Source organism: Cellvibrio sp. KY-YJ-3 (assembly GCF_008806955.1).
Taxonomy (GTDB): Bacteria; Pseudomonadota; Gammaproteobacteria; order Pseudomonadales; family Cellvibrionaceae; genus Cellvibrio.
Genome location: NZ_CP031727.1, coordinates 3,847,439 through 3,873,127 on the forward strand (window position 1 = coordinate 3,847,439; position 25,689 = coordinate 3,873,127).

At 46.3% G+C, this 25,689-nt stretch carries 21 protein-coding genes and 1 riboswitch; of the genes, 3 read left to right on the forward strand and 18 right to left on the reverse strand.

Annotated elements, in window-relative coordinates; translation table 11 throughout:
* Window positions 1-67: 67 nt before the first annotated feature.
* The 3 genes from D0B88_RS16305 to D0B88_RS19295 all read right to left on the reverse strand — a co-directional run bounded on the left by D0B88_RS16305 (window position 68) and on the right by D0B88_RS19295 (window position 1,591).
* A complete protein-coding gene (locus tag D0B88_RS16305; protein WP_151058467.1) occupies window positions 68-610 on the reverse strand; it encodes a hypothetical protein in 543 nt (180 codons plus the stop codon).
* Between the two features lie 644 nt (window positions 611-1,254).
* Window positions 1,255-1,542 (reverse strand): hypothetical protein, encoded by a 288-nt coding sequence (locus tag D0B88_RS16310; RefSeq protein ID WP_151058469.1) that lies wholly within the window; start codon window positions 1,540-1,542, stop codon window positions 1,255-1,257.
* Complete coding sequence (locus tag D0B88_RS19295) at window positions 1,526-1,591, reverse strand: DUF6766 family protein (protein ID WP_369728749.1); 66 nt, start codon at window positions 1,589-1,591, stop codon at window positions 1,526-1,528. The genes D0B88_RS16310 and D0B88_RS19295 overlap by 17 nt, the downstream gene beginning before the upstream one ends.
* A 408-nt stretch (window positions 1,592-1,999) precedes the next feature.
* Between D0B88_RS19295 and D0B88_RS16315 the strand changes: the two genes are divergently transcribed.
* Together D0B88_RS16315 and D0B88_RS16320 are read left to right on the forward strand one after the other, a co-directional pair.
* Window positions 2,000-2,437, forward strand: coding sequence for a BON domain-containing protein (locus D0B88_RS16315; RefSeq protein WP_225318417.1), 438 nt, complete (start codon window positions 2,000-2,002; stop codon window positions 2,435-2,437).
* 17 nt (window positions 2,438-2,454) lie between these two features.
* A complete protein-coding gene (locus D0B88_RS16320) occupies window positions 2,455-2,985 on the forward strand; it encodes a hypothetical protein (RefSeq protein WP_007643738.1) in 531 nt (176 codons plus the stop codon).
* A gap of 267 nt (window positions 2,986-3,252) precedes the next feature.
* Here D0B88_RS16320 and D0B88_RS16325 read toward each other — a convergent pair whose 3' ends face one another.
* The 15 genes from D0B88_RS16325 to D0B88_RS16395 all read right to left on the reverse strand — a co-directional run bounded on the left by D0B88_RS16325 (window position 3,253) and on the right by D0B88_RS16395 (window position 23,069).
* A complete protein-coding gene (locus tag D0B88_RS16325) occupies window positions 3,253-3,603 on the reverse strand; it encodes a hypothetical protein (protein WP_151058471.1) in 351 nt (116 codons plus the stop codon).
* A gap of 397 nt (window positions 3,604-4,000) precedes the next feature.
* The gene (locus D0B88_RS16330) at window positions 4,001-4,375 is read right to left on the reverse strand and encodes a PaaI family thioesterase (protein WP_151058473.1); all 375 of its coding nucleotides are present in this window, start codon (window positions 4,373-4,375) and stop codon (window positions 4,001-4,003) included.
* A gap of 178 nt (window positions 4,376-4,553) precedes the next feature.
* Window positions 4,554-4,919, reverse strand: a complete 366-nt coding sequence (locus tag D0B88_RS16335) for a hypothetical protein (protein WP_151058475.1) — start codon at window positions 4,917-4,919, stop codon at window positions 4,554-4,556.
* A gap of 426 nt (window positions 4,920-5,345) precedes the next feature.
* Window positions 5,346-5,645 (reverse strand): hypothetical protein, encoded by a 300-nt coding sequence (locus D0B88_RS16340; protein ID WP_040392724.1) that lies wholly within the window; start codon window positions 5,643-5,645, stop codon window positions 5,346-5,348.
* Window positions 5,646-5,813: 168 nt separating this feature from the next.
* Window positions 5,814-6,200: a hypothetical protein gene (locus D0B88_RS16345; RefSeq protein WP_007643744.1), complete on the reverse strand. Its 387-nt coding sequence runs from the start codon at window positions 6,198-6,200 to the stop codon at window positions 5,814-5,816.
* 103 nt (window positions 6,201-6,303) lie between these two features.
* Window positions 6,304-6,882 carry a lysozyme inhibitor LprI family protein gene (locus D0B88_RS16350; RefSeq protein ID WP_007643746.1) on the reverse strand — a complete coding sequence of 193 codons (579 nt, stop codon included), beginning with the start codon at window positions 6,880-6,882 and terminating at the stop codon, window positions 6,304-6,306.
* A gap of 671 nt (window positions 6,883-7,553) precedes the next feature.
* On the reverse strand, window positions 7,554-9,200 hold the full coding sequence (locus tag D0B88_RS16355) for a cellulose binding domain-containing protein (RefSeq protein ID WP_151058477.1): 1,647 nt from the start codon (window positions 9,198-9,200) through the stop codon (window positions 7,554-7,556).
* A 231-nt stretch (window positions 9,201-9,431) separates the two neighbouring features.
* Window positions 9,432-11,360, reverse strand: a complete 1,929-nt coding sequence (locus D0B88_RS16360; protein WP_151058479.1) for a non-reducing end alpha-L-arabinofuranosidase family hydrolase — start codon at window positions 11,358-11,360, stop codon at window positions 9,432-9,434.
* Window positions 11,361-11,543: 183 nt separating this feature from the next.
* Window positions 11,544-13,565, reverse strand: a complete 2,022-nt coding sequence (locus D0B88_RS16365) for a family 43 glycosylhydrolase (protein WP_151058481.1) — start codon at window positions 13,563-13,565, stop codon at window positions 11,544-11,546.
* 106 nt (window positions 13,566-13,671) lie between these two features.
* Complete coding sequence (locus tag D0B88_RS16370; protein ID WP_007643754.1) at window positions 13,672-15,522, reverse strand: endo-1,4-beta-xylanase; 1,851 nt, start codon at window positions 15,520-15,522, stop codon at window positions 13,672-13,674.
* A gap of 397 nt (window positions 15,523-15,919) precedes the next feature.
* Complete coding sequence (locus D0B88_RS16375; protein WP_007643757.1) at window positions 15,920-17,080, reverse strand: AraC family transcriptional regulator; 1,161 nt, start codon at window positions 17,078-17,080, stop codon at window positions 15,920-15,922.
* A gap of 383 nt (window positions 17,081-17,463) precedes the next feature.
* Window positions 17,464-18,735 (reverse strand): ABC transporter substrate-binding protein, encoded by a 1,272-nt coding sequence (locus D0B88_RS16380; protein ID WP_151058483.1) that lies wholly within the window; start codon window positions 18,733-18,735, stop codon window positions 17,464-17,466.
* A gap of 106 nt (window positions 18,736-18,841) precedes the next feature.
* Complete coding sequence (locus tag D0B88_RS16385) at window positions 18,842-20,326, reverse strand: cobyric acid synthase (protein WP_225318418.1); 1,485 nt, start codon at window positions 20,324-20,326, stop codon at window positions 18,842-18,844.
* A 20-nt stretch (window positions 20,327-20,346) separates the two neighbouring features.
* Complete coding sequence (gene cobO, locus D0B88_RS16390) at window positions 20,347-20,985, reverse strand: cob(I)yrinic acid a,c-diamide adenosyltransferase (protein WP_151058485.1); 639 nt, start codon at window positions 20,983-20,985, stop codon at window positions 20,347-20,349.
* A gap of 152 nt (window positions 20,986-21,137) precedes the next feature.
* Entirely contained in the window at window positions 21,138-23,069 is a 1,932-nt protein-coding gene (locus D0B88_RS16395) for a TonB-dependent receptor (protein WP_191966457.1), read from the reverse strand.
* A gap of 122 nt (window positions 23,070-23,191) precedes the next feature.
* Window positions 23,192-23,394, reverse strand: a riboswitch (cobalamin riboswitch).
* Window positions 23,395-23,537: 143 nt separating this feature from the next.
* Between D0B88_RS16395 and D0B88_RS16400 the strand changes: the two genes are divergently transcribed.
* On the forward strand, window positions 23,538-25,667 hold the full coding sequence (locus tag D0B88_RS16400; RefSeq protein ID WP_151058489.1) for a TonB-dependent siderophore receptor: 2,130 nt from the start codon (window positions 23,538-23,540) through the stop codon (window positions 25,665-25,667).
* Window positions 25,668-25,689: the final 22 nt, after the last annotated feature.

Genomic DNA, 25,689 nt, shown 5'->3' on the forward strand with positions numbered 1-25,689 from the left:
GTATTGTGTGGCTTTTAATAAGTATTTGCATAAATAATCCTCACGAGCATGAGGCACTGGTACAGAGTTATAGTTTTGTCTGCCGCTTTGGAAACAAGCTATACCACAAAGGCCAGCACACCAACCAAATTGCTAAAACCCAAAAAATATAGCTAAACCAGTCATCCAGTTGAACGGTTTTTTCTGGCTCATCAACATATAAAATCGCGGCAAGCAGTAAACAAGAAGCAATACCGCCCGCTAAAACGCCCTTAAACCATTGGCGCCATTCATAAAGGGCATAACTCCAACCATACAGCTCAATCTTTTCCCTTTTATTTGTTGATGCAAACCGCCCTGCAGCTAATTCATCCAACCATTTAATGACCCCAGAACCATAAACCACAGTAAACCCGAGATATACAGTAGCAAGCCCATGTGCAAATTCAGCCACAGCCCCATTATGCAGATCAATTGCAGTTGCCAAAAGCAGAATGAGATCAAGCAAAGGAACACAAAGTAAAACTGCCGTTCCGGTTTTTGGGAGTTTTAAAATGTAACGAAAAAATAAACCTAAAAACAGAAATATCCAAAACCCAACTTCACATCCGATAATTAACCACAAAAGCATTTTCAGTAATCCTTACTCTTTGAAACTATAAATGTCACGACCAAGGGTAGTTACTACTTTATTGATTAAAGGTATTGATTTTTTACCACAGTCACTTGTTAGCTTTTTACCTTAAATAGAAAACCACAATGCAAAACCAATTATTGGCAATATAACAAACCCAAGTAAAGCTGGGATAGTGAGACCTGTGGGACCACGGAACATGCTAGCTGCAATACCAGTAGCAATTAGGCAACCTAGCCACAATAGTATGGGATGCCACCAAAGATGTTTATACCCAAGGAATATTAAAAATGCTATGCCGTTAATACGGACTAAAATCAAAAAACCTCGTAAATAAAGACTAACCCAATATATAGACTCAAAGACATTTACTTTAGTGACGAAAGCTAACAGTTTATTAGACGACCACAGCCGTATATCTTTCCGCCGCATATCATTTCTTGTGCGAGTTTGGGGCGACTTATAATTGCATAAATATCAGACAGTTAAAATTGGTTTAGGATTTTAAAAAATTGGTATTTCGGCGGTACCTTATATAACGCCCCTTCAAAACATATCGGTAATTCCCTACCTGTTGGCGGCCGCTTCGCGAGGCAGTCATACAAATCAAAGTTAATTAAAGACTAGTGCAGGATTAAGTACTATCTGGAATTACATCTTATTAATGAGCCGATTAGATGATCCCAATTCGCCATATTGCCTTCATGCCCCAGAGTAATGCGGATCAGCATTAACGACAGCCCAAGCAGAATGCAAAGTACAAGATTCCATGGCAGGTTAACGATGGTGATAAGTTCATCTAGCGAATAAGGTATTTGAATTAACATCGACGCATCAGGTTCTATGGAGCTGATTTCATCAATTTTGTTGGAGGAATTTGGAATGGAAGTGGAAATAGTTGGCGCGATTTTTTTATTTTCCCGTTTCATCGTGTGGCGCATCCACCGGTTTGGATTCGGGAGATCCTTTTTGCCGCAAGTAAATAGAAAAAACACAATGGCAGCCAGCGAAAGAAACTCACTGTGCCAGTTTTAAATGATTAAAACCAAAAACGATTTTCCGCAAAGACTTGCAGATTAGTAAGTTGCGCAACTCCTTCACTATTAACATCTTTCATCGTCCCAAATAGCCATTGCGACACCCGAAAAATCACCATTTGGTTGATCACAATGCCATTTCACGGCAGCTCTCAGAGCATTTTGTACATGCCATTACACAGACGAAACTAAACAATAATTCCAAATTAACGTTTAGTCCGTTCGCTTCCGCACCATAAATATAAATTGGCCTCAATGTGTGTTACCAAACATTCAAATAAAATTTCTACGCTTAGACTGCCCACAGCAGGTTGCAAATTGGCGGCCGCTCATTCACTACGGGAGATAAATGATGCAAACATCAATAAAACTATTGGGACTTGCTCTTGTGCTCAGCAGCGCAACAGCAATGGCGGCGAATAACGTTACTTATAATTCATCATCTATGTCGTCTGCGATGTCATCAGTGATGAAAGGTACAGCAACAAAAAATGCTGACAATACGGATTTGAACGCCCGTGATAAAAGTGGGGCCACCTTAACCCCACAAAATCAATCGAACGCTGAGCCAGATATTGAGGTTTTAGCGGCTGTGCGCAGTGCAATTGTAGAGGACGACGATCTCTCGACTGCGGCTCACAATGTAAAAATTATGGTGGAGGAAGGCGTAGTTACCTTGCGAGGCCCAGTAAAGAATGCAAATGAAAAAAAACGAGTAGAAGTACTCGCGCGCAACGTCGCGGGAGTTGTGAGTATTGATAACCGATTAGATATCGACACCAACTAAACCTTTGGAGATTTATTATGAAAAATGCAGTTTATTGTATTGCTCAAACTCGCGAACAAGCTGAAACCATCGTCGGTGGTTTAAAGAATGCTGGTTTTCTTAACACAGAAATTTCCGTACTTTTTGCCGACAAATCAGGCACGCGGGATTTCGCCCATGAACAAAATACCAAAATGCCTGAAGGTGCCGCTACCGGTGGCATTGCGGGAATGGGCGCAGGTGCTGCACTGGGTTGGCTAGCAGGTATCGGCAGCTTGGCTATTCCGGGTGTGGGCCCATTTATTGCTGCAGGCCCTATAATGGCGGCGCTCGGAGGCGCGGCTGTTGGTGGTGCTACTGGTGGAGTGATCGGTGGTTTAATCGGAATGGGCATACCTGAGTATGAAGCCAAATTGTACGATGGCAAAATTCAAGGTGGTAATTCACTGATCTCTGTTCACACAGACAATTCTGACCAGGTAGACTCGGTGAAAGATATCTATAAACGTGCCGGTGCCGAAGACATTCATTCCACCTCTGAAGGAAGCGCACAGCGCAAAGCGTCTTGAACCTAGTGCGAAGTTATTTAAATGGATTTAAATATTAGTAAATCCAAATAAAAAAGCGCGACGTTAATCGCGCTTTTTTTAACTATCTTTTCCAGAAAAATCTATACACGTCATTTTCGTTTTATAGAAAAGATACAGGTGACCTAAGTGCGCGGGGTAACTCACCTAAGTTATGCACCATATTCTTAGTTACCGCGTGTAAATCAGGGTTGTGTGCTATAGAATCACCTTGTGGCGCAGGTATTAATTTTTTACCACAGTGGCTTGTTATGGCTTTATTTTTTCTTCAACATACAACAACCATTTGTCTTTATTGTGGTAAATTATTTCAAAACTTTTAACGTGGTATGGCTTACCCATAAAAACAAGATACTTAAGACCTACAGAAAATCCAGGATGAATCTCACAGTCAGTCCAACCATATACCCTACCGCCATAGTTGGTCCAAAATTCTTCACTATTGTGATGATCAAAACTCGTTATTTCTTCCTCAAATAACGGATACCCTAGAATTTCGAAAAATTCTATAGGGCTCCCTTTAAGCACCTTGATAGTTTCAAATTTATAATTTACTTCGTTACCGTTTTCGCTAATTGAAGCGCTTACTACCTTAGCCAAGACGATTTGACTAGTTCATGAAATTAGTTCGTCGGGATGTACCGAGTGTATAGTCGGTTGCTCATCGCAAGAAAATGAAAAATGAGAAAATAATGCAAACAATAAAAATAATAGTCGGTTCATTCTATTTCCATAATGTTTAGCACAACGGCAGTTTGTAAGTTGTGGTTTTGGGGGTTACTTTTTCGCAGCAAAACCACAAAGCCGTAAGTCGAGTAAACCAAGGAAAATTACCCGTCAGCCCCTCACAGAACCGTACGTGACACTCTCGAGTCATATGGCTTTTGTTATTCCAATTATCAGTAATTGCTAAGAGATACGCGATAAAACTATTTACTCTTGGCACTCCTTGAAAACTGTTCAGCAGCACAGTGGCTTGTTAGGCGTGCGATAAAAGTTAAGCTGACTGAACATGGCTTGTTGTAACTTCCGCTATTAACTTACCAGATGTGTCAGTAACCGTTGTTTTAACCACACTAACAATACGACCCTTTTTGACATAATTTGATTTTGCCACAAACGCTCCAGCCGTATTATTCCCTAGCAAATTGGCATTAATGTTTATTGCCAAAGGAAAGCCTTTCATACCTTGCTCAGGATTAACACCCTCAAGAACAAGTACAGATGCGTTTACATCAGCGAGCCACAACGTAGCGCCAGCATTAACAGTACCAAAAGGATTCAATATACCTGGTTGTATTGGCATTTCAGATATAACTTCTTCTGATGACCTTTCAATAACCGTAAATTTAATATGACCTTGAACTTCCATGCTTATACCTTAAAAGTAAATTTATATATTATTGACCTAACAGCTTATTCAACGACATAGGCCGTATATCTAGAGAACAGATCTGAACATCCGCTTTGGGCACGAATTCGACCCTCATGATTTCGATTGTCGCAAACCGGCCATTAGCAGGCATCAAGAAACAGCTCAACTAATAGGTTCAATCTGCGCAGATAGAATAATGCAATTCTCCATTTTCAACCGCGCTATAACAGCCAAAACGATCATGCTCACTGCGCTCACATATGGCTGTGGCTGCTGTATTTTCAGGGCTAAAACACATACCCTCACAGTCGCTATCTGACCTACAAGGTTTTCCTCCGTCTTGGTAGTACACCACGCAGGAGGGAATTCCAAATATACCTACTCCTTCAATTTTTCCGACAGATCTTTTACACGCATCAACGTCAATTTTTTTTAGTGCTTCTGCGCGCATTTTCTTCACATCCTTATCCGTTCTCCACTCATCGTATGCTGCACATCCTGAAAAAAGCATTAAATGTAATACTAAAAGTAATAGTTTCATTAGGTGGACTCAATCAACCAGTTACAAGTAAGGATGGGGCAACTTTCGGCCATTAGCGGACCTTGGCGACGGGATACTCAGCAAGAGAAAAGACTGATTTTGATGCCGCACTTACCTAATTTTTACCACAGTCGTTTGTTATGTGAATTTGGTAAAACTACAGGCGATTGCTTTTGGCAAACGACTTTAAAGGTGCACGGTAGACCCAAATGAATATAGGCGCTATAAATAGAAAACAGAATAAAAATACTTTTAGGCCTATCCAATAGCTCCCAAGCTCAAGTCCCTTTACCACACCTAAAAAAATAGACCCAAAAAATGGGAGTGCTAGCACATACCCTAATACTTGAAAGAATTGTTTTTTATACATTCTTGATGCTCATTTCACATTTGGAACACTTTGTTATACTTTTTAAAATTTCGCTTTTACTTTTCTTCTTTATAGCCATATTTATCTGAAACTTCATACAACTGATTAATTGCATCCCGGTATTCATAGTATTCTTCCAGTGCTCTGGTTTGTTCATCCATAAATTCATCAAAAGTTTGCCCATGCTCAGAGGCTTGCTGCTGTAGAAATGTGTAAGCGAATGATGGTTTGTCGTCTTCTATATTCTTTTTATCAAAAGATAGGAGCTGAGCGTATATCTCAGCCATTCCCATTCTGAGTCCTTTACTTATGCCATCAATTTTTGCTTCTAAAACTGCATCATCATTTGAGTTCATTTAGTTTTCCATAAGTGTTTTTGGCACATAACATAACTCGGTTGCCTAACGCAGTGGTGAACGGCATAATTTTAGTTGCGGTTTTGTGGAATACTTTTGCGCAGCAAAACCACAAAACTGCGACTTAAAAACTGTCCAGCCACGAAGTGGCGATGCTTGAGCGATTTGTTAAATTTTTTCCAGAAAGCCAAACGAAGCCAAAATAACCCCACCAATAAAAGCGAACACGGAAATAACAATTAATGTGACCGCTGCATATCCCCACGGCGTGCCAGCTGGCTCGCCGGGCCTTTCAGATTTTAGTTGGTTAAGATGCTTAATTTGCGCTATGTAAGCAAAGACATTACCAAACGCCGCTAAAGCAATACCACCGCACATTAAGAACATGGAAGAGACAAACCAAGCCAAACCCTGCTGGTCTTTCTGGTTTCCCAGGAATGCGAGTAAAGCTATGACTCCACCGCCGTTTATTAGTATCGCGCTTTTCAATGCAGATGCACCTATAGCGATTACGGAGCGGAATTGTTCGAGCTGTGCTTCTTCTTTAAATTCCATTTGAGACCTTCTAGATGATTAGCCAATTTAACGTTTGGTTAAGGGGCGGGCTTTAGCCCGTCCCAGCGAGCGGAGCGAGCGATTTGAACCACTTGTTAGGGCATTAGTTGCCAAGCTTAATAAGCTCATCTAGCTCGGCTTGTAGCCGTGCGGTTCTTTCATTGGTTAGCGATTCTAGCTCTGAGAAATATATCAGGGGATAAATACTGCCATCTCGGTAACTGGCAGCGGCAGCCTCAGCTTGACTTACACTGTAGCGCTCCCACTCTGTTTGACTATTCATGAGTGATTGGCTTTCAAAGTCACCAACTCGACTATCTATTCCAGCAAGTGCTTCCTGCATTTTGAGTTTTGCCTTTTCAAGACTCTGTGCTGCTCGGGAGTTTAACTCTGTCTGAGTTAGGTCTTTCGACTGATTTTCACCTATTAGCGGTGCCGACTCTGATTGCAGAATCATGGCCTTGCTATGAATGGCTGCAGCTTTGCCGGTTAGCTTTGCTTCTAATTCCCGGAGCCCCTCAATATCTATACCTTGCTCATTCATTTGCTTGTGTATATCAAGCAATTTCTTATGTTTGTCGAGGGATTCTATTTGAGGCTTGTTCTCGATTCTTCGCTTAATCAGATAGCCAATGCCGCTAATGATTACGCCAAGTAGTATTAATCCAATTTTCTCGATCATAAGTATGGCTTCGATTTTTGGCCTTGCCCTAACAGTTTATTAAATTGCACCAACTATATAACCCACAGAACCTTATTCCAACTAATTTGGTGGGGTGCTGTATAACTCCAAAAGTAGATGAATCTTCATTCGATTTAGTTCGCGCCAAATCAAAGGGTTAACAGTCACTCCGAATTAATTATGGAGTTATACAGCACAAACAATCTCAATTAGTTACTGCGCTCATTTGGCTTAATTTCCGCTTTGGGCACGTTACTGCCCTTAAAAGCCGTTGCGGTTCGTAAACTCATTAGCAACCTACCTTGATTATGCCATTGGTTAAAAATGGGTACTGATCCGCTAACCCCAAAGGCCAAGTAAAGACTATTACACAACCCTGCGCCAACAATAATTACAGCTTATTACCGCCCTACTCATTTATGACTGAAAAAATTCCAAAAAAAAGCCCAGCATATAGCTGGGCAAAGGTGGGGTTTACGACTAACAGCGGGTTTAAAATTGGCTGATAAATCTCCAAGCTTCTTGTGGAATCCAACTTTCGGGTTGGCCTGCGTCGTGTTGTGATGGCCAGTGGCCGCCGCATTTTTTTCAAATCATTTTTGAAACATTTTGATCTGAAATTCTAAAGCCCAGCCATACCGCAGCCACTAAACCGAGACGCCTCACGGCAATTAGAACCGATTAAAGAAGTTCCATGCTCCAGAGCTATAGAATGAAGGCTGCGAATGCCCACCATTGAACGAACACCAGACAACAGGTTTACCTGCTGAACAGTTTTGGTACTCCACACAGGGAGATGGCTGCACCGGCACAGTCGTGTTAGAGCAACCGTTAGCTCTGAGATAAGCATCACGAGCTTGAGCGCCAGAGCTCTGGCTTACCACAGTGTCGTTATTGCCGTGCGCAATCCAGGCCGCAGTAGCTGAACCGCTATCCACATGAGGCGTCAAGAATGCACCTGATACAGGCGCGATAGCACGGAAGGTGGTTGGCAACTCGCGGCCCACTGCAAATGACATCATGCCACCGTAACTCCAACCGGTAGAGAAAATACGGCTTTCGTCGATACACAGGGATGACTTCAGTTGGGTTAGCATCGACTGCAAGAAAGCTATGTCGCGGCCATTGGCATTTGTCCATCCGTCGGTGCCGGCGGCACGATCAGGCGCCACGAAAATCGCAGTGTTATTAGAGAGGCTTTTCATACCGTAGTAGCCTTGACCTACAACATCGTTCGCACTACCACCACGCCAATGCCAACCAAAGACCAACTTGTAGGGATTGTTCTGGTTGTAGTTGCTTGGTATATCCAATACGTATTCGCGGTTCAATCCGTTAACGTTAATGGTACGACGGCCATTGGTTAATTTTGCCGGGGCACCACAGCCAGCGGAACCGACACCAGTACCACCAGCTGATGACGAACTGCTGGAGACCGAAGAACTGCTTGAACGAGGCTCGCCAGTGACGCTACCGAAATTGATGTAACCTTCGCAATGCAACCATTCGCTGGGCGCACCGCCACCGCAACGGTTATTCCCCCAAGCTCCAGTATTTTCTGTTTGCACTTCTGCTTGACGGGTTACGCCATTGACGTTGACGTAATCGATACGTACATCGGCATTGCCGCCATCATCATTAGTAAATGCAACAATTACATCGCCAACCAGAGCCGTTTCTACCGTGTAATTGTTCATGACGGTGCTCAAGGTCCAGGACTGCACTTCAGTACCACCTACGCTGAGAGTGATGGACTCGGTCGCTGTTGTGCCAAGTGCACGCACGGTAATAGCGTTACGAGCACCTGTCGGAATAGATGAAGCAGCGCGTGATGATGAACCCAATGCAACGGATGAGCTGGAGCGCGAAGAACTCACCACCGCTGTGCTGCTTGCCGCAGAACTTGCCGGTGCGGCTGAACAAAGAGTGCCATTAATTTGCGGGCGCTCGGCGGTAGCGCCATTTTTTACCCCTTGAAAACCGAATGACACAGTCTGCCCTGCGGCAATGTTGCCATTCCAGGAGACGTTGGATGCGGTGTAAGGATTGCTGCCTGTGAGATTTGCATTCCAACTATTGGTCACACGGTTATTGGCGTACTGCCAATTCACACTCCAATTATTGACTGAAGCCGCTGTGTCATTTTTTATTTGGATACTGGCGACGAAACCATTGCTCCATTCGTTATCGATTTGATAGGTACAAGCAGCTGATGCAGTCTGTGCCGCTGCAGCCATTGCAGTTGCCATACCGAGAAATACAAGTGGTCGTTTTAAATGTTGCAGCCGCTGATATGCGCTGGATTTACATGCGTTCATGGTTTTATTCCTTCATAAAAGGTACTAGAAAATCGCGAGTGCCGAACAATAATTCGCGATACCGAAGTAGGGTTGGCTGACGATAGTAAATTTTTATTTTTTTATTCTGATCGTTATTGTTGTTCGTTGATGAATACTAAAAAACACAGTCATTGTCGGTATTTGTGGGAACCGAACCCCCGCTTTGGGGTTTACCAAAGCGGGGAAAAACTTACCGGGTAGCCGCAAACATTATTTCTTTAAGCGTAACAAACCGAGTTTGTATGGAATGGTGTTGTAATTGCCGTCTGGGCTAGGACCTGCTTCGCCTTGATAAAGGAATTCTAAATTACAAGGATCAACAGTCAGACGCTCGTCGTAACCTGAACGAATCAACTCGCCATGGCTAATACCGTTAGCCCATTTTCCAGTCGGCCATTCCACATTGTTGTTGCCCGCAAATGGATTGGCATCGGTATCCGCCAGTGGTGTCCAGGGGCCATCCAAACTGGTAGATGTCCAGGAACGGAACATGCGTGGGCCGCTCGGCCAAGCTTCCACTAATAATAAATATTTGTTTTGTCCATCCAACTTGTACACGTTGGGTGCTTCAAATAAATATTGGTTGCCATTGCCGCGATGATCCTCCATCACAATTGAATAACCGGAGAAGTTGGGGAAATTGGCGATAGTGGTTTTGGACATGTACAACACACCGTCGTCACGCGAGAAATACAAATAGCAGTGTGTCGCGTTACAAATCACCCAGAAATCCAATGATCCCGCTGGCTCACCTTGCAACAATTTCCGCTTGGCAGTCCAATTAGGCCTACTAATATCGTCGGTAGTTGAATAAGCACCAGCCCACTGGGTAATCAAATACCATTTATTGTGCGGACGGAAATAAAATACTTGCGGTGCAACAGCATTACCTACCGTAGTTCCATTCATTGAAATATGCGGAGCTTGTTGCGCCGTGTTCCAATCGGTAAAGCTGGTGTACATGGATTTATAAGAGGTGTCGTAGTAAGTCGCGTACACATGGTATGTGCCGTTGTATTTCACTACCGACGGATCTTTAATGGATTTCCAATTTGCGTTTTTCGGGCTAATTAATGGCCCGGTAGAAGTCCAGCGAAGCGGCGCTTTTAATTCACAAGTTTGTGCCGAGCTACTACTTGAACTACTGCTCGAACTGCTGGGTATTTGTGTCACCTGCCCGGCCACTGAAAAATCATCGGCGTAATAACTGATGCTGGTGTCCGTTGCTTCAATAATAAAATGTTGGAAAGCGGTCGCACCTAACTGGGTGTAATAACCTTGCAGCAAACGCCACTCACTGGATGACGCAGTAATGGTTGCAACATGGGTATACTCGTTGTAGGTGGATGTGTCCGAGTCATCCAAACGTTTTGCAGTAAGAGTGATTACTGAATCCGGTGTACCGGGTGCGAGTTTTACCCACACGGCAGCGTCGTACTGATTGCCGCTGGTAAGTGAACCCACGGCAAAGGTCAAGCCATGCCATGCGGCGGTGCGGCCGGAAATTAATGCACTGGCCGAACCGCTGCGTTTATCTGCCGTTGAACGAGTGACAGTGGCGGCAGTAGTTCCCCAATTGGTCAAGCCAGATTCCACACCACCATTTTGTGCAAAATTATTGGCGGGAGCTGACGAAACGGCAGCGCTGCTGGAAGGTGAACTGCTTGCAGGTATTGAACTGGGTGCAACACTTGCGCGCGATGATGAACTGGCTACCGCACCACCACACAAGCTGCCATTGATGGTTGGGCGCTCGGCGCTGCCACCATTTTTATTCACCTGAAACCCGAAGGAAACCGATTGCCCAGCGGCAATATTTCCATTCCAACTCATATTGGTGGCAGTGTAAGGATTACTGCCAGAGAGATTGGCGTTCCAACTATTCGTTATGCGATTGCTACCGTACTGCCAGTTCACACTCCAATTGTTCACCGCTGCATTAGTATCATTTTTTACGGTGATGCTGGCGGTATAACCCGTTGACCATTCATTGTCCACTGTGTATGTACAGGCAGCGGAGGCCAGATTAGTCATCGCGAGCAGGCTTGCGCCCAAACCAATTACACCGCAACTTTTGCGCAATAATTGCGACAAGGTTGGCGGCAATAAATGGACGGAGTTATTTTGCTTATTCATCATTAGTCTCCATTGATTAATAAAGTTCTTTTGAGCATTCTTTGTTAAAAAGTGCTTTGTTAATAAGTGCTTTGGTAAAAGCACCGTGTTAAACAGCATTTCTGATTGTGATCAGATATTTTTTGATTGACCGAGCCGATATTTCTATAATTTGATTGGATAAGTTTATAAATTGATTAAATGGCTTTATGGATTAATTCGATAATAATCAAAATCCACATAACCCCCGGTAGCTTGGGTGGCATAATTAAATAACGCAAAGCGATAGCCCATAAAATGCTTGAGGTCGTAAGTCATGCGTAGGGTGTTGCCGATTACCGTCCAGTTATTGCCATCCAGGCTGTAATAAAATTTCGCCTGATCTGTTTGATTGCGAAAATCCATGTCGATACGGAAATAAACACGATCCTGATACAAACCAATACGCGTAATTTCCTGTGGTGTACCTGACGTGGTATCCACCATCACAATGGATTTATTGCCGTTGGATTTATTCACACCCACAAAACCATAACGCGCTTGCAGTGCACCCAAGCCTGCGTAATCGCCATCTTTCATCGCTGCCGTTTCCAGTGCGATACGCGCGGAACTCTGTGGGCCGAAAGTGCGCTGCGTAAGCGTGTTGCGTGTAAACTCAAAAGTGGAATCCAGACGCTTATTGGTGATGCGCAAAAAACCCGGGCGCGCGAGCAGTGACCAAGCGGAATTATCCGGGTTGTGATTCCATTGCCATTGCAGTGGCAATGTTGCTGAACCCTGCGAGCCCTGATTGAACTCATCGCTGGTTACAATGCCGTTTAGGGCTTTATTTTCGACAGTGAAGCCCAACTTTTGCGGCACTTTTCCACTCACACCTATTACCGGCCAACCGTCTTGCCAGCTCACGGGCACCAAATAAGGAATACGCCCTACTGCGCCGCTATCGCGAAATAAATAGGCGTACCAATTACCAGTAGGAGTGTCGATTAACCCACCCTGCGCCACACCTTGATCCTGTAAGGCGACACGCCCTTCATAAGGCCCGGTTAAATTTGTGGCACGGAAAATTAATTGTGTGCGCGATTTTCCCGAGGGCCAGGTGATTAATGAAATGTAATAGCGGCCATTGATTTTTTGCAGGTGCGTACCTTCGGGGCGCACAATAAAATTGGTTCCTGCCACCGCAGAGGATTTAGCAATAATGGTTTGATTTAAACCGCCTGTTTTAATTGCCGAAGCATCCGCCGTGAGTTCAATAATTTTTATATCATCAATACCGTAAGCCAAAAATGCGCGACCATTTTCAAAAAATAACGAGGCGTCGTGATACACACCATTCAAGGCGGAAACCGACCAAGGGCCGCGTTCAATATTATTGGTTTTGTAGATATAGGTTTTATTGGTGGTATAAGAAAAGGTGCTCACATAATAAATGCCGTTCACGTAGCGGATACTGCTTGCCCATGAACCCTTGCTGTAGGCGTTTTGGCCATTTTCCAAATTGAGCGCGCTGGTGTTATCCAATGTGGTGTAGGCGTAATTTACCAATGACCAATTCACCAGATCAGTGGATTTCATAATCGGTACACCAGGGCTCATGTGCATGGTGGTACTGCTCATGTAATAGGTATTACCGACACGAATTACCGATGGATCGGGAATATCGGCCCAAATATTCGGATTGCTCGCTTCAATCAAACTAATAGCGGAATACGAACTGCTAGTGACCACCGACGAGAGTGTGGATGATGCAACAGAAGTGACAACTGAAGAATTTACTGATGAGCGCAGTGACGATATTGCAGAGGAAGCAGCGGATGACACTGGTACAGAATTGCCACAGAGCGCTCCGCTAACCTGCGGAATTTCTGCGGCCGCCGAACCCTTGGTGCCTTGAAAACCAAACTCTACGGTTTGATTCGGTTGAATACTGCTGTTCCAACTTAACTGTGTTGCTGAATAAGGGTTACTGCCCGAGACATTGGCATTCCAACTGTTACTGATGCGGTTATCACCAGCGTATTGCCAATTCACTGCCCAGCCATTGATAGCAGCTGTCGTATTATTGGTAATTTTTATCGCCGCTGTAAAACCGTTGTTCCATTGATTGGTAACTTGGTATTGGCAGCTTGCGTTTGCATTCCACGCAAAAAATAATGCACATAAACTGCTAGAAATTTTTGCAAATTGCGCCGCATGGCGAACACTTGCCTTGATAGTAGTAAACATGGGAATTCACCCTGATTATTGTTAAATGGGCGTGGTTTAACCAAGGGTGTGATCCACAAAATCCATTTTATGGATCACAGCAAAGCTGGTTTACTTGTTAGCCTGGTTATTTATTAATGTAATTGTTTAGCAACCAGGTCATTGCAGGGCGTGGCGTACCGTTTTCGGAAATCAAGCCGGAGCCTTCAATCCAGGTTCTGCCGTTGACATAGCCCCAAATGGTGATGCCCTTAACCTGTGGGTGATCCCAAAATACCGGGAAGTGCGCCTGGAAGTTCTGCAGCTGAACCTGGTCATTGGTATCGCCAATATCGTATTCAGAAATATAAATAGGCTTACCTACTTGATTCCAAATATTGTCGATTGCCGTTTTCACTTGCGCGGCGGTCATCCCCTTCAATTCGTGCGCTTGCAGGCCGACTGCATCTATGTAGTTGCCTTGCGCTTTGGCGAGCGCAATAAACTCATTGTGCTGCCAGCGAATATTGTTGTAGTCGTTGAGGATAAGAATGGAGTTGGGGCAATATTGGCGCGCTAATTGGAATACACGTTGAATCCAGTTATTGCCATACGCCCGCTGTGCATAACCCGCTGGTTGATGGCCGGGCACTGCTTCGTTCACCACATCGATCATTGCGGTATCCGGGTAGCGGGCGCAGTAATCGCGAATCCACTCTTCAATTTCTGCAGCAGTTTCCGTCGCACTCAAATTGTTGAGCCATGAAGGCGACTGCGCACCCCATATAAAGGTGTGTGCTTTTACTGGGATATTGTGTTGGCGTGCGTAGGCATAAATGCGATCAACCGGCGCCCAGTTGTACACATCGCGGGTACCTTCCACTGAGCCCCACTTGCCTTCATTTTCGCCGGTAATTTGATTCCAGTAATTAATGAAGTCAGAGCGAACTGCACCTGAGGTGGTGATATTGCCGATAAATTTGCGTGTGGTGCCGCCCGTTGAGCTGCTGCTGGAACTGCTACTGGACGAAGCCGCTTGCCCACCGATGGAGAAATCATCCGCGTAGTAACTTACCGTGGTGCTTTCGCCTTCAATAATAAAATGTTGGAACCCGGTGGTGCCGCTTTGGGTGTAATAACCTTGCAACAAACGCCACTCAGTGGATGATGCCGTCACGGTAGAGACACGGGTGTATTCGTTGTAGGTTGTGCTGTCGCTATCATCCAGACGTTTGCCGGTGAGGTGGATAACACTGTCAGGTGTGCCCGGTGCCAATTTCACCCACACCGCTACATCGTACTGGTTGCCACTGACCAATGAACCCACATTGAAGGTAATGCCGTGCCAGTTGGCAGTGCGGCCGGAAATTAACGCACTCGCAGCACCGCTGCGTTTGTCTTGTGTGCTGCGCGTAACTGTTGCTGCGGTACTGCCCCAATTGGTCAAATTATTTTCCACACCGCCATTTTGCGCAAAATTGTTCGCAGGAACGGTATAACCACCGGATGAAGATGAACTGCTGGAAGTGCCTGGCATAGAACTGGGCACTGAGCTTGAAGACGGCGGCACTGAGCTGGGTGCTGAACTTGCCGATGAAGTTGTTGCACCACCACAGGCGGCGCCATTTACACTGGGGCGCTCGGCAGGTGCACCATTTTTATTACCCTGAAAACCGAAGGTGACAGATTGGCCCACGGCGATGCTGCCGTTCCATGCCATGTTGGTTGCTGAATAAGGGTTGGAGCCAGAAAAATTGGCATTCCAGCCACTGGCCATACGGTTGTTCACATATTGCCAATTCACATTCCAATTATTAATGGGCGCACCCGTATCATTTTTAATAGTGATGTTGGCAACAAAACCGGTATTCCATTCACTTTCAATGGCGTAGGTACATGCCGCCATACTGGTTTGCGACAGCGCCGCAAGTGCGACACCAGCACCAATCAGCGCACAGGAGCGCTTGACTGTGTGGGTAATAAAGTTTGTTTTGTACATAGTGTTAATCTCCGCTTTTTATTAGTCGAATACCCGGTGCACATGTAAAAAAACCTGCGCAAAAAAACAGGCTGTGCACTAGCTCCTTGATGTTAATCACAATGAGTAAAATAGAGCTGCTCAGCAGTAACCCAAGGCTATTGCTGAAGCGCGAGAATAGGTAAGCGGAGCAGAAAAAAATGGAATTATTGAAAGATTTTTTAAGAAATGTAAAAAGTTGAAGGTTTGCTGTAATTATTTTAATGTAAATTTAAACGACAAATTGCAAAATGATAACTAGTTTGTAGTGCATTTCCTTGCTGTGAAACGACGCATCTGTTACAGCTGTCTGTTACAGAATATTTATAAAAAATATCGAAAAAAATAAAACCAACATCACATCAACGTGAAACTAATATCAAGACAGCTCTTTAATGGGATACAAGGCTTTAAAGGTTTTAGGCACACAACCATATTCCGCTTTAAATAATTTATTGAAATAAGACACATTGTTGTAACCCACCAAATACGCAATTTCCGATACGTTCGCCTCTTCATTTTCCGACAGCAAGCGCGCCGCCTCGGTCAAACGTAATTTATTTAAATAAGCGGTGAAGGTAAGCCCCAACTCCTCTTTTAAAATGTCATTAATTTTGGTGCGGTTGGTTCCCAGCGTGGTTGCCGCGATTTCCAAACTCAACTCAGGGTTGGCGTATTCCGTTGCCATAAACCGCAACACTGCACTTTTTTCTTTATCTTTTTGTGGCGCTATAGATAGTTTTTTATACGCCATCAAGGGCTGATCCAACCTGACCCTTTCGCGAATATCCACGGTTAATACCGCCACATAGCGACGCAATAAAACAATCAAGAACACAACCCACAACAGCACTACCAGCGCTATCGCTACATAGAGATAGGTAAAATTATTACCGAGCAACTGCACATCGGTTATTTTTACGTAGGAAGGAGTATTGAGCGGGCTTTGCAGCGAATTTACCCAGGCGAACCCCATGGTTTTATCCAAGCGGTAGCCGGTATCACTGTGCTCAAAGCCATAGCGCCCCAACCACCAATAAGGAGTGTCCAATTCATCAAATTGGATATTGATGGTGGCCCAATCATGACTGCATGAGAAAGCCGTAGAGGACACGCGGCGGGTTATGGGTTTATTAATATCGGTGACTTTGTCATCAAAACTAAACAGGGCAAATAGCAGCACATTTTTGGGGTCGCACAACACCTTAAACGACACGCTGCTGAATTGTGTAAGGTCAACCACTTTTTGGGGCTGTGCAGAATCCATAAACGCAATGGTGTAATGGGTATAGGGAAAGGGTTTGTGCGGGTCAAGAAAAAACTCGTATTCAACAGTCCCTACTTCATTCTTAAGGGAGAGACGGGTTTTGCCATCGGGGACTTTGGGCTCCACTGCGGAATGCCATAAATAATTGCCATCGCGCGCGGGAAACAGTGATGCCGTCAACTGTGATTTGGAGGCGCCCAGCTGCAACAACGCAGCCGAAAGCAGAAGCAGTGCAATAAAAGCGGCGAGTGCATTTTTATAAAACGTCAACATGATTAAAAGTGGCCATTAAGTTTATGCAAAATACCCCAGCGCTATTTCCATAGCTGCTGCAAACAGTGGGTGCGCGCCTCACCCATTACCACAACCCACAGCCAGCTACTGTGATAACACAGGCCAGCAGCGACAGGCGGTAATAAATTGTTATGGGAATCAATGCAATTAAACGAAAACTTTTATTATGTTGACCGAATAAAAACCAGCCGAATTTACCTATGAAAGAATTACTTTGCCTATAAAAAGAATGAACCGCGTATAGGCAACTGCGCAGGCAGGAGTGCATAGGATTTTATCGCGAGGCAAAGGTACCACCGATACCAGAGCAAATGCACCCACTGGGTAAATATTTTTTAACTAACAAAAATCACCGGAGCGACTTACTGCACTTGGGACAATACTTTTTCCACATCAACACCAAAAATCATTACCCCCAATGGTTCAAATTTTTGGATGGTGTAAAGCGGCACACTCAGCTGTAATTGGAAGCGCTTGGTGGATTCATCGTAACTAATATCGCCAAAAATAAGGCTGTTGGCCGGCTTGTTGTAAGCGCGAATAAATTTCTCTTCATCGCCCTGCCAGTAATCCGAGGTCATATCGCTAATCGCCACATTAAGGCCGCGCTTGTCGGTCACTATGACCTCGGTGATCATATCCGGCGCCTGTTTTTTCATTTCGCGCAGCTCCGCAGAGAGCGGTTGATTGACCAATTCAATAGAGTAGGCAAAATCATTTTCTGCGAAAGCGTGTATCCATTGTTTATCGCGCGCATTAATTTCCTGCTGGCTCAATTTCGCGCTGGTTTTATTCGCCGCAACCAGCGCAGGCTCCAAACTGGGCAAGCGTTTCCAGCGCTCAATTTTTCGCCCGAGTAATTCTTTTATTTGTAACTGCTCGTAATCGGTTACTACAAAATTAACCGATGAGCAGCGCGTGATATGGCGATTGAATTCCACCAAAAAGCCTGGGTTCTGGTTTAAAAACTGTTCATTAAAGTAAACACCGAGCGGCACATAGCGAAAGAAGCGCGACTGGAAGTGATTCACATCCATATTCAGCTCTTTGCTCGCCTGTATAAAATGTTCACGGTCAGCAAGAATCACATCAATACGTTTGGACTGTAGCATTTTGATGAGCTGGGGCAGATTATTGCCACTCATCTCCACCTTGTAACCCGCCTCGGCGAGCCAGGTCTCCTGCTGGCTGCCCAAAATGGAACCCAGCCTGTACCCCTCACGCCAGGATTCGGGAGCGATAGTGTCATTGCGCCAAAACCAGTACCAATTTTCCAATACCAAAGGCGATGACAATACCGCATAAGGGTCAATTTGACGCATGGGAATGGCGGTGAAAAAGCCATCAATACGGTTGCTTTTTACATCCTGATAGGCGCGCCGCCAGGGCATGATTTGTACCGCATATTCGCGCTGCATATGGTTAAAAATACACTGTAAGTGTGGCAGCAGGTTCTGCTCATAACCCGTGGCCGAGTCAGCACTAAAGGCAGAGGAGATATTAGTGGCTAAATTAATAACCGCGTCGGGTTTTCCGGGAGAGTCCAGCGGGGTATCGGCGGCAATACTTGATTCAGCCAATGCACCACCTGCCCACAGGGAAATCGCGATGAATACCAACAACAGTGACCGCATAACAAAGCTCCCGCCCATTCTGTCGCCATCCGCACAGTAATGATAATACCCAGAGAAAAGATTATAGATTGGATGTGCCGCTATGCCATTCTGATGACTGGCGCAACTAGGGGACAGAAGAGAACTGCTGCAAAAAGTCGCTGCGCAGTGCCGTTTCGGTGGCGCTCGCAAGGCGGGCGATGGAGTCCTCGCGCTGCTGATTGATGTCCAACCTGGTTGCAGATTCTGCACCAGCCCACGCCAGCAGTTTCTGCAGTGCAGCGGGCTGATCAAATAATCCGTGCAAGTAGGTGCCCATAATCGCACCGTCGTCACTGAAAGCACCATCGGGTACTTGTTTGTCGGCGCCATCATTAGAGCAATTGAAATAACACGCCGGTTGCAATAACGCGGCACCGCGACTGATGCCAGTGTGAATTTCATAACCGGCGAGCACAGTGTGTTTGTCCCACAATACACCGGTGCGCTGTTGCAATATTTTTTCTTCGGTCAGTTCAGTGCTGAGCGCCAAATACCCCAACCCGAGGGATGTACCCGGTGCAGATTCCACACCTTTGGGGTCGGCAATCGTTTCGCCCAGCATTTGAAAACCACCGCAAATACCGATTAGCTTTCCGCCATAACGCAGGTGTTTTTGAAGTTGTACATCCCAACCTTGCGCGCGCAAAAACTGCAAATCGGCACGGGTATTTTTGCTGCCGGGAATAATTACCAAGTCGCACGCAGGAATGGGTTGATTGGGCCCAACCCAGTGAAAATTAATCTGTGGGTGCAAACGCAGTGCGTCAAAATCGGTGTGATTGGAAATACGCGGCAACGCGAGCACTGCTACCTTTAATTGCGCCGCGGTTTTAGGGGCAGATGCGGTGAGCGCGTCCTCCGCATCCAAATACAAACCCTGCAAATAAGGGATCACCCCTAATACCGGTTTACCGGTTTTTTGCTCCAGCCAATCCAACCCGGATTGCAATAAACCTAAATCGCCGCGAAAGCGATTAATTACAAAACCTATCACTCGTGCTCGCTCGGATTCACTTAATAATTCCAGTGTGCCGACCAAATGCGCAAACACACCGCCACGATCGATATCCGCAATTAAAATCACCGGGCAATCCACCGCTTCGGCAAAACCCATATTGGCAATATCGCGGTCGCGCAAATTAATTTCCGCCGGGCTGCCCGCACCTTCTACCAAAATCACATCGTATTGCTGCTGCAAGCGTGCGTAGGAATCCAATACATAACCCATCGCCTCGGTTTTGTAATCGTGATAAACCGCCGCTTCCATATCGGTGACTGCTTTTCCCTGCACGATTATTTGCGCACGGGTATCACTGGTGGGTTTGATTAAAATCGGGTTCATATCCGTATGCGGTTCAAGCCCCGCCGCTTGCGCTTGCAGCGCTTGCGCACGGCCAATCTCACCACCATCAGTTGTGACAGCGGAATTGAGAGCCATATTTTGCGGTTTAAATGGCACTACCGAAATGCCGCGATTTTTTAAAATACGACACAAAGCCGCCACCAACGTGGTTTTACCCGCATCGGAGGTGGTGCCTTGCACCATTAAGGTCTTAGCGCCTTGGATCATTAGGGTTTTGCTAGAGAGGCTTACCACTCAATACCCTTCTGTGCTTTTACGCCGGCGTTAAAGGCGTGTTTGATGGCTTTGACTTCGCTAAAAGTATCAGCCAAGTCTTCCAGATATTTTTTAGCACCGCGCCCGGTGATGATTACGTTTTGGTTGCGCGGGCGATTTTGAATTGCAGCAATGACTTTATCTTTATCCAGATATTTGTAGTTGAGCATGTAGGTTAATTCATCCAGCAATACCAAATGAATATCCGGATCGCGGAATACATGTTCACATTCTTCCCAGACTTTTTCGGCAGCGGCTTTATCTTGTTCGGCGCTTTGGGTTTCCCAAGTAAAACCGGTGCCCATCACAAAATATTCCAACTGCGCATTCTCGCCGCGAAAAATACTTTCAGTTAAAAAGTTTTTTTCGCCACATTCCCAAGTGCCTTTAATAAATTGCACGATTGCCACTTTGTAGCCGTGCCCTAAACAGCGTAGCGCGGTACCAAAACCAGACGAGCTTTTCCCCTTACCGTCACCGGTTAATACAATGACTACACCGCGCTCCTCATCGGCACGGGCGATAGCGGCATCAACAATTTCTTTGCGCTGCTGCATACGTTCTTGATGGCGTTTGGCTTTGTCGTCGCTTTGGTTATGGTCGTCGGTCATGATGCGGCTCGCTAGTAAGTTAAGTGGCGGATATTTAGCGTCATACCCGCACATGCGGGTATCCAGAGTTTTAAACTTTGGACTCCTGCTTGCGCAGGAGTGACGAAGATTAAATTCCTCCCGTTACAGGAGGAATGGGTTTAATTAAACCATTAAAAACGATAAGTGATGCTAGCTTCGTAATTGCGTTCTGGTTGTGGGTACTGCCCCCAGCTTGCTTGCAGGCCAGCATAACGCTCGTTCGTCAGGTTTTTAATGCGGCCAGCCAACTCCAATTGTTTGTATTCCCAAATTACATTCAAGTTAAACAACTGCAGTGCACTGACTTTTTCCATCGCGTTGGCGTCATCGTCATTTAAATAACGTGTACCGAGGTAAATGGATTCCAGGTTTACGATAAGCGATTCCGTCGGCACAAAGTTAATAGCAAAGTTCAGGGTATTTTCGCTCACATAGGGTACAGCATTGCCTTTATTAACACCTTCGCTCAGCTCTGCATCAGTGTAGGTGTAATTAGCGCGCAGGCCAATTTCGTCACTCAGCTGCAATTGCCCTTCAAAAATAAAACCTTGACGCTCGGAATCAGGCAAGTTGATGTTTGCATAAGCAAAACTGTCAAAGGTGATTTCGTCATTCAAGGCCATATGGTAAAGCGAGTAAGTCACACTGGCTTTTTCGCCCGCCCATGCAGCACCAGCCTCGTAGGATTGACTGGTTTGCACCTCCAAAAATTCAACACCGGGTAACACCGCACCATTTTCATCTGCATTGGCGAAACGGAAACCGTCTGCATAGCGGGCAAAGAGTCGCCACTGGGGATCAATTTGGTAATTCAAACCCAATTCACTCGCGTTGACTTTATCGTCGTGTGCGGTTCCCAGTGCAAAATTTTCATCATCCACTGTGCTGTAGCGTACGCCAGTGGAAACGTTGAGTTTTTCCGTAATGGGATAAACCAACTGCGCATAGACACCTTCTACTTTTTGCGCAATATTGGTAAAGCCATCTTTAGTGGTGTAATCCGCATCCGTGTGATCGTAGCCCATAGTAACCACCGCCACACCATTGCTGGTTGCAATATTGCCTACTACACGCGGAGTAATATTTTTTACTCGCAAATTACTGTCAGAACGCCAAGGCGAGTAGCCGTCCACCAAATAGTAATCATCATAAAAGGCGATACTGTCTTCATCGCGGTCAGCATATTCAGCAAGGAATTGCCAAGCCTCGGTAATATCTATACCGGTACCAACACGGATTAAATCGGTTTGCTGATCACCGTAGTTATTCGGCGAGTAGGTAACGCGAGCATCCACCGCCGCTTGCGCATTACTAATCGCACCAGGTAAACGCAGCTCATCATCAATCGCCTGCCCTTCAACAAACACAAAGCCTTTTGCAAAATCGTAACGCACATTTCCCAGTACGTTTTCATAGGCATTTTGGTTGTTATCGCGGTAGTTATCTGCATTGCGCTTTTGTGCGGAGACACTGTAACTCAAACCATTTTCAAAACCCTGACGCACACTGGCGGTGTAGTCTTCCAAATTATCGGTGCCACTGGTGGCGCTAATGGTGCCGTCGGTTTCGCCGACTGCTGCACGTTTGGTAATGATGTTGATTACACCACCGACTGCCTGATCGCCGTACAACACACCCGCACTACCCTGCACAATTTCAATGCGCTCTACATCTTTTAACGAGACAGTGTTTAATGCCGGTGCTGCGAGGCTTGGGTTATTTAATTTGCGGCCATCCACCAATACCAACACGTTGTTGGCGCCTGACAAACCGCGCATTGATGCAGTGACATTACGCGCGCCGCTACCATCTGAATCGGTGAGTTGAATACCCGCTTGGGTACGCAGTACTTCCGACAATAATTTTGCGCCGCTCACGCGAATTTCTTCTTCGCTAATGACTTTGATTTGCGTCGCAACCGGCATGGTTGCGGTTTCGCTGCGGGTTGCACTCACATACACGGTATCTAGTTTTTTCTCGGCGGCGATAGACACCGGCGCGACAATAGAAATAATCGCGGCACTGAGGCCACTCAGTAAAAACACGGTTGATTTGCTAGACATGAGATTCCTCAATCCAAAATGGGATGAGGGAGGGAAAGCGGAAAAAGAGGTATGAGCCATAGCCCAAAACGCACACAGATTTCCACCGATGTTGCCCTCCGCGACATCGTGAACAAAAAGGAGCAAATGCTCCGGTTTGAGGCTGGTATCGGACTCATTCACGCGGGATTAACACAGCGCAAATACACCGTTGCGGGGGCAGTGTCGGGATTGCATCGCCGTTAATAACGCAGGCGATACGCACCGACTTCCCATTGACTCTGATCCTGGCTTGCTCTGGTTAAAGAGCGATTACCCATCAGACACCTCGGGCGCGCAAGGTAAAGGCGCGCGCCATGCAAGTCAATCAATTCCTGCCAGCGGTACATCATGTAAATCACTACCCTTTAAAACAATATTACAATTGATATTATTTATCATTTGAGAATAAAATGGCGTCATTTACATCAGCCCCGAGAGCCAGACACCATGACCCACACCAAAACCCTGCTTGCCAGTGTTATCGCCAGCCTGTTATTGGCACCTGCTACCAGTTTTGCTGCAGAGCAACCGGGCAAACTCAAAACCGTAAAAGTGGAAGCCGACGCACTGGGCAATACCACGGAACAGACCGACGCCTATACCACCGGCAGCATGAGCACCGCGACCAAACTGGATTTGAGCATCCGCGAGACACCGCAATCGGTGTCGGTGATTACCAGCCAACAAATTGAAGACTTGAACATCACCACTATTAATGAAGCTCTCGATACCGCAACCGGTGTGAGCGTGAAGCGTTCGGAAACCGACCGCACCTACTTTGAAGCGCGCGGCTTTAACATCAACAACTTCCAAATGGATGGCGTAGGCATTCCCTTGCACTGGGGTTTGCTGGAAGGCGATATCGATATGGCCACCTATGACCGCGTGGAAATAGTGCGCGGCGCCAGTGGTTTGATGAGCGGTTTAGGCAGCCCCGCAGCCACCGTCAACCTGATCCGTAAACGCCCTACGGCGGAAACCCAAGCCAGTGCCAGCCTGACCCAGGCGCGCTGGGATGACACCCGCCTGCAAGCCGATGTGTCCGGCCAGGTAGCAGAACCCATTCGCGCCCGTGTGGTGGTAAGCGAACAGAGCCGCGACTCCTATTTGCAGGATTACCACAAAGACCTGAGCAGCACCTATGGTGTGGTGGAGGCCGATTTGGGCCTGAACACCCTGCTCACCGCCGGTATCAGCCGCCAAAAAAGCGAAGCCGACAGCCCTATGTGGGGCGCCCTCACCCTGACTTATCTGGCCGATGATGGCAGCAGTCGCCCCACCAACTTCCGTCGCTCTATGAACAGCTCGGCCGACTGGGCTTATTGGGATGTAAAAGACACCCGCAGTTTTGTGGAGCTGGACCACACCTGGGCCAACGGCTGGAATACCAAAGCCACCTACAACCGCACCAAAACCCAGGGCGCACAAGAGCTGCTTTATGTATACGGCACACTCAATGAAGATATGTCTGGCCTGGGTGGCTGGGCGGGCAAATTTGACCGCGAAACTGACATCAAACTCTTTGATGTCGCCACCAGCGGCGAATTTAAAACCGGTGACTTAACCCACAAATTGGTAGTGGGTTTCAATCAAGCCGACAACGAGGTGGATGAGTACGCTCTATATGACTACACCACCGGCAACGGTTTTCCGGCCATTACCAATATGGCCGAATGGACGGGCGATACCCCATACCCCACCTTTGCCGACATGCCCAATGGTGAAATCACCAGCGACAAACAAACCGGTGTTTACGTGGCGGGCCAGTTCAGTTTGAGCGACGACTTGAAACTGCTAACCGGCGCCCGTTCAGCGCGCTATGAAAGCGACAGCGTCAGCTACGGCGCCAATCTGAGTAAAAAAGATGATGTAGTGGTGCCCTACGCTGGCCTGACTTACGACCTGAGCAAACAACTCACGCTCTACACCAGCTACACCGAAACTTTTACCCCGCAAAGCGAGAGCAAGCTGTCCGGCGAGCGCCTTGATCCGGTGACAGGTGTAAATAAAGAAGTGGGTTTAAAAGGCGAATTCTTTGAAGGCAAACTCAACACCAGTTTCGCGGTGTTTGAAACGGCGCAAGAAGGTTTGGCGACAGTTGCCGGTTTTAATACCGACCCCACCCAGGGTGAAACCGGTAATTATTACGAGGGCGATAACTATGAATCGCGCGGTTTTGAATTTGAAATCGCCGGTGAACTGACCGAGCAAATCAACCTGGTGCTGGGTTACACCAACCTCACTATCGACGATAACAAGGGCGAAGTCTCGCGCACCTTTACGCCCAAACAATCCGCCAAATTTACCGTCAATTACTACCCGCAATTTGCGCCAGGTTTGAAGTTGGGAAGTTTTGTGGAATACCGTTCAGATACCTATCTGCGCGGCACAGTGATCGAGCAGGATGCATTGACGTTGGTGGATCTCTTTGCCAGCTACGAATTCAACGACAACTGGTCGGCATCACTCAACCTGAGCAATATCACCGACGAAACCTACCTGACCAGCTTCGAATACAGTCAGGCTTACTACGCCGAACCACGCAACATCAGCGCGACGATTCGTTGGCAATACTAATAAAAAATCCCGCCGGGCCAGT

What these genes read in the sequence shown, in the direction of transcription:
- D0B88_RS16305 (WP_151058467.1), bottom strand. Translation starts at nt 610, where the DNA reads ATGCTTTTGTGGTTAATTATCGGATGTGAAGTTGGGTTTTGGATATTT.
- D0B88_RS16310 (WP_151058469.1), bottom strand. Translation starts at nt 1,542, where the DNA reads ATGAAACGGGAAAATAAAAAAATCGCGCCAACTATTTCCACTTCCATT.
- D0B88_RS16315 (WP_225318417.1), top strand. Translation starts at nt 2,000, where the DNA reads ATGATGCAAACATCAATAAAACTATTGGGACTTGCTCTTGTGCTCAGC.
- D0B88_RS16320 (WP_007643738.1), top strand. Translation starts at nt 2,455, where the DNA reads ATGAAAAATGCAGTTTATTGTATTGCTCAAACTCGCGAACAAGCTGAA.
- D0B88_RS16330 (WP_151058473.1), bottom strand. Translation starts at nt 4,375, where the DNA reads ATGGAAGTTCAAGGTCATATTAAATTTACGGTTATTGAAAGGTCATCA.
- D0B88_RS16335 (WP_151058475.1), bottom strand. Translation starts at nt 4,919, where the DNA reads ATGAAACTATTACTTTTAGTATTACATTTAATGCTTTTTTCAGGATGT.
- D0B88_RS16340 (WP_040392724.1), bottom strand. Translation starts at nt 5,645, where the DNA reads ATGAACTCAAATGATGATGCAGTTTTAGAAGCAAAAATTGATGGCATA.
- D0B88_RS16345 (WP_007643744.1), bottom strand. Translation starts at nt 6,200, where the DNA reads ATGGAATTTAAAGAAGAAGCACAGCTCGAACAATTCCGCTCCGTAATC.
- D0B88_RS16350 (WP_007643746.1), bottom strand. Translation starts at nt 6,882, where the DNA reads ATGATCGAGAAAATTGGATTAATACTACTTGGCGTAATCATTAGCGGC.
- D0B88_RS16355 (WP_151058477.1), bottom strand. Translation starts at nt 9,200, where the DNA reads ATGAACGCATGTAAATCCAGCGCATATCAGCGGCTGCAACATTTAAAA.
- D0B88_RS16360 (WP_151058479.1), bottom strand. Translation starts at nt 11,360, where the DNA reads ATGATGAATAAGCAAAATAACTCCGTCCATTTATTGCCGCCAACCTTG.
- D0B88_RS16365 (WP_151058481.1), bottom strand. Translation starts at nt 13,565, where the DNA reads ATGTTTACTACTATCAAGGCAAGTGTTCGCCATGCGGCGCAATTTGCA.
- D0B88_RS16370 (WP_007643754.1), bottom strand. Translation starts at nt 15,522, where the DNA reads ATGTACAAAACAAACTTTATTACCCACACAGTCAAGCGCTCCTGTGCG.
- D0B88_RS16375 (WP_007643757.1), bottom strand. Translation starts at nt 17,080, where the DNA reads ATGTTGACGTTTTATAAAAATGCACTCGCCGCTTTTATTGCACTGCTT.
- D0B88_RS16380 (WP_151058483.1), bottom strand. Translation starts at nt 18,735, where the DNA reads ATGCGGTCACTGTTGTTGGTATTCATCGCGATTTCCCTGTGGGCAGGT.
- D0B88_RS16385 (WP_225318418.1), bottom strand. Translation starts at nt 20,326, where the DNA reads ATGATCCAAGGCGCTAAGACCTTAATGGTGCAAGGCACCACCTCCGAT.
- cobO (WP_151058485.1), bottom strand. Translation starts at nt 20,985, where the DNA reads ATGACCGACGACCATAACCAAAGCGACGACAAAGCCAAACGCCATCAA.
- D0B88_RS16395 (WP_191966457.1), bottom strand. Translation starts at nt 23,069, where the DNA reads ATGTCTAGCAAATCAACCGTGTTTTTACTGAGTGGCCTCAGTGCCGCG.
- D0B88_RS16400 (WP_151058489.1), top strand. Translation starts at nt 23,538, where the DNA reads ATGACCCACACCAAAACCCTGCTTGCCAGTGTTATCGCCAGCCTGTTA.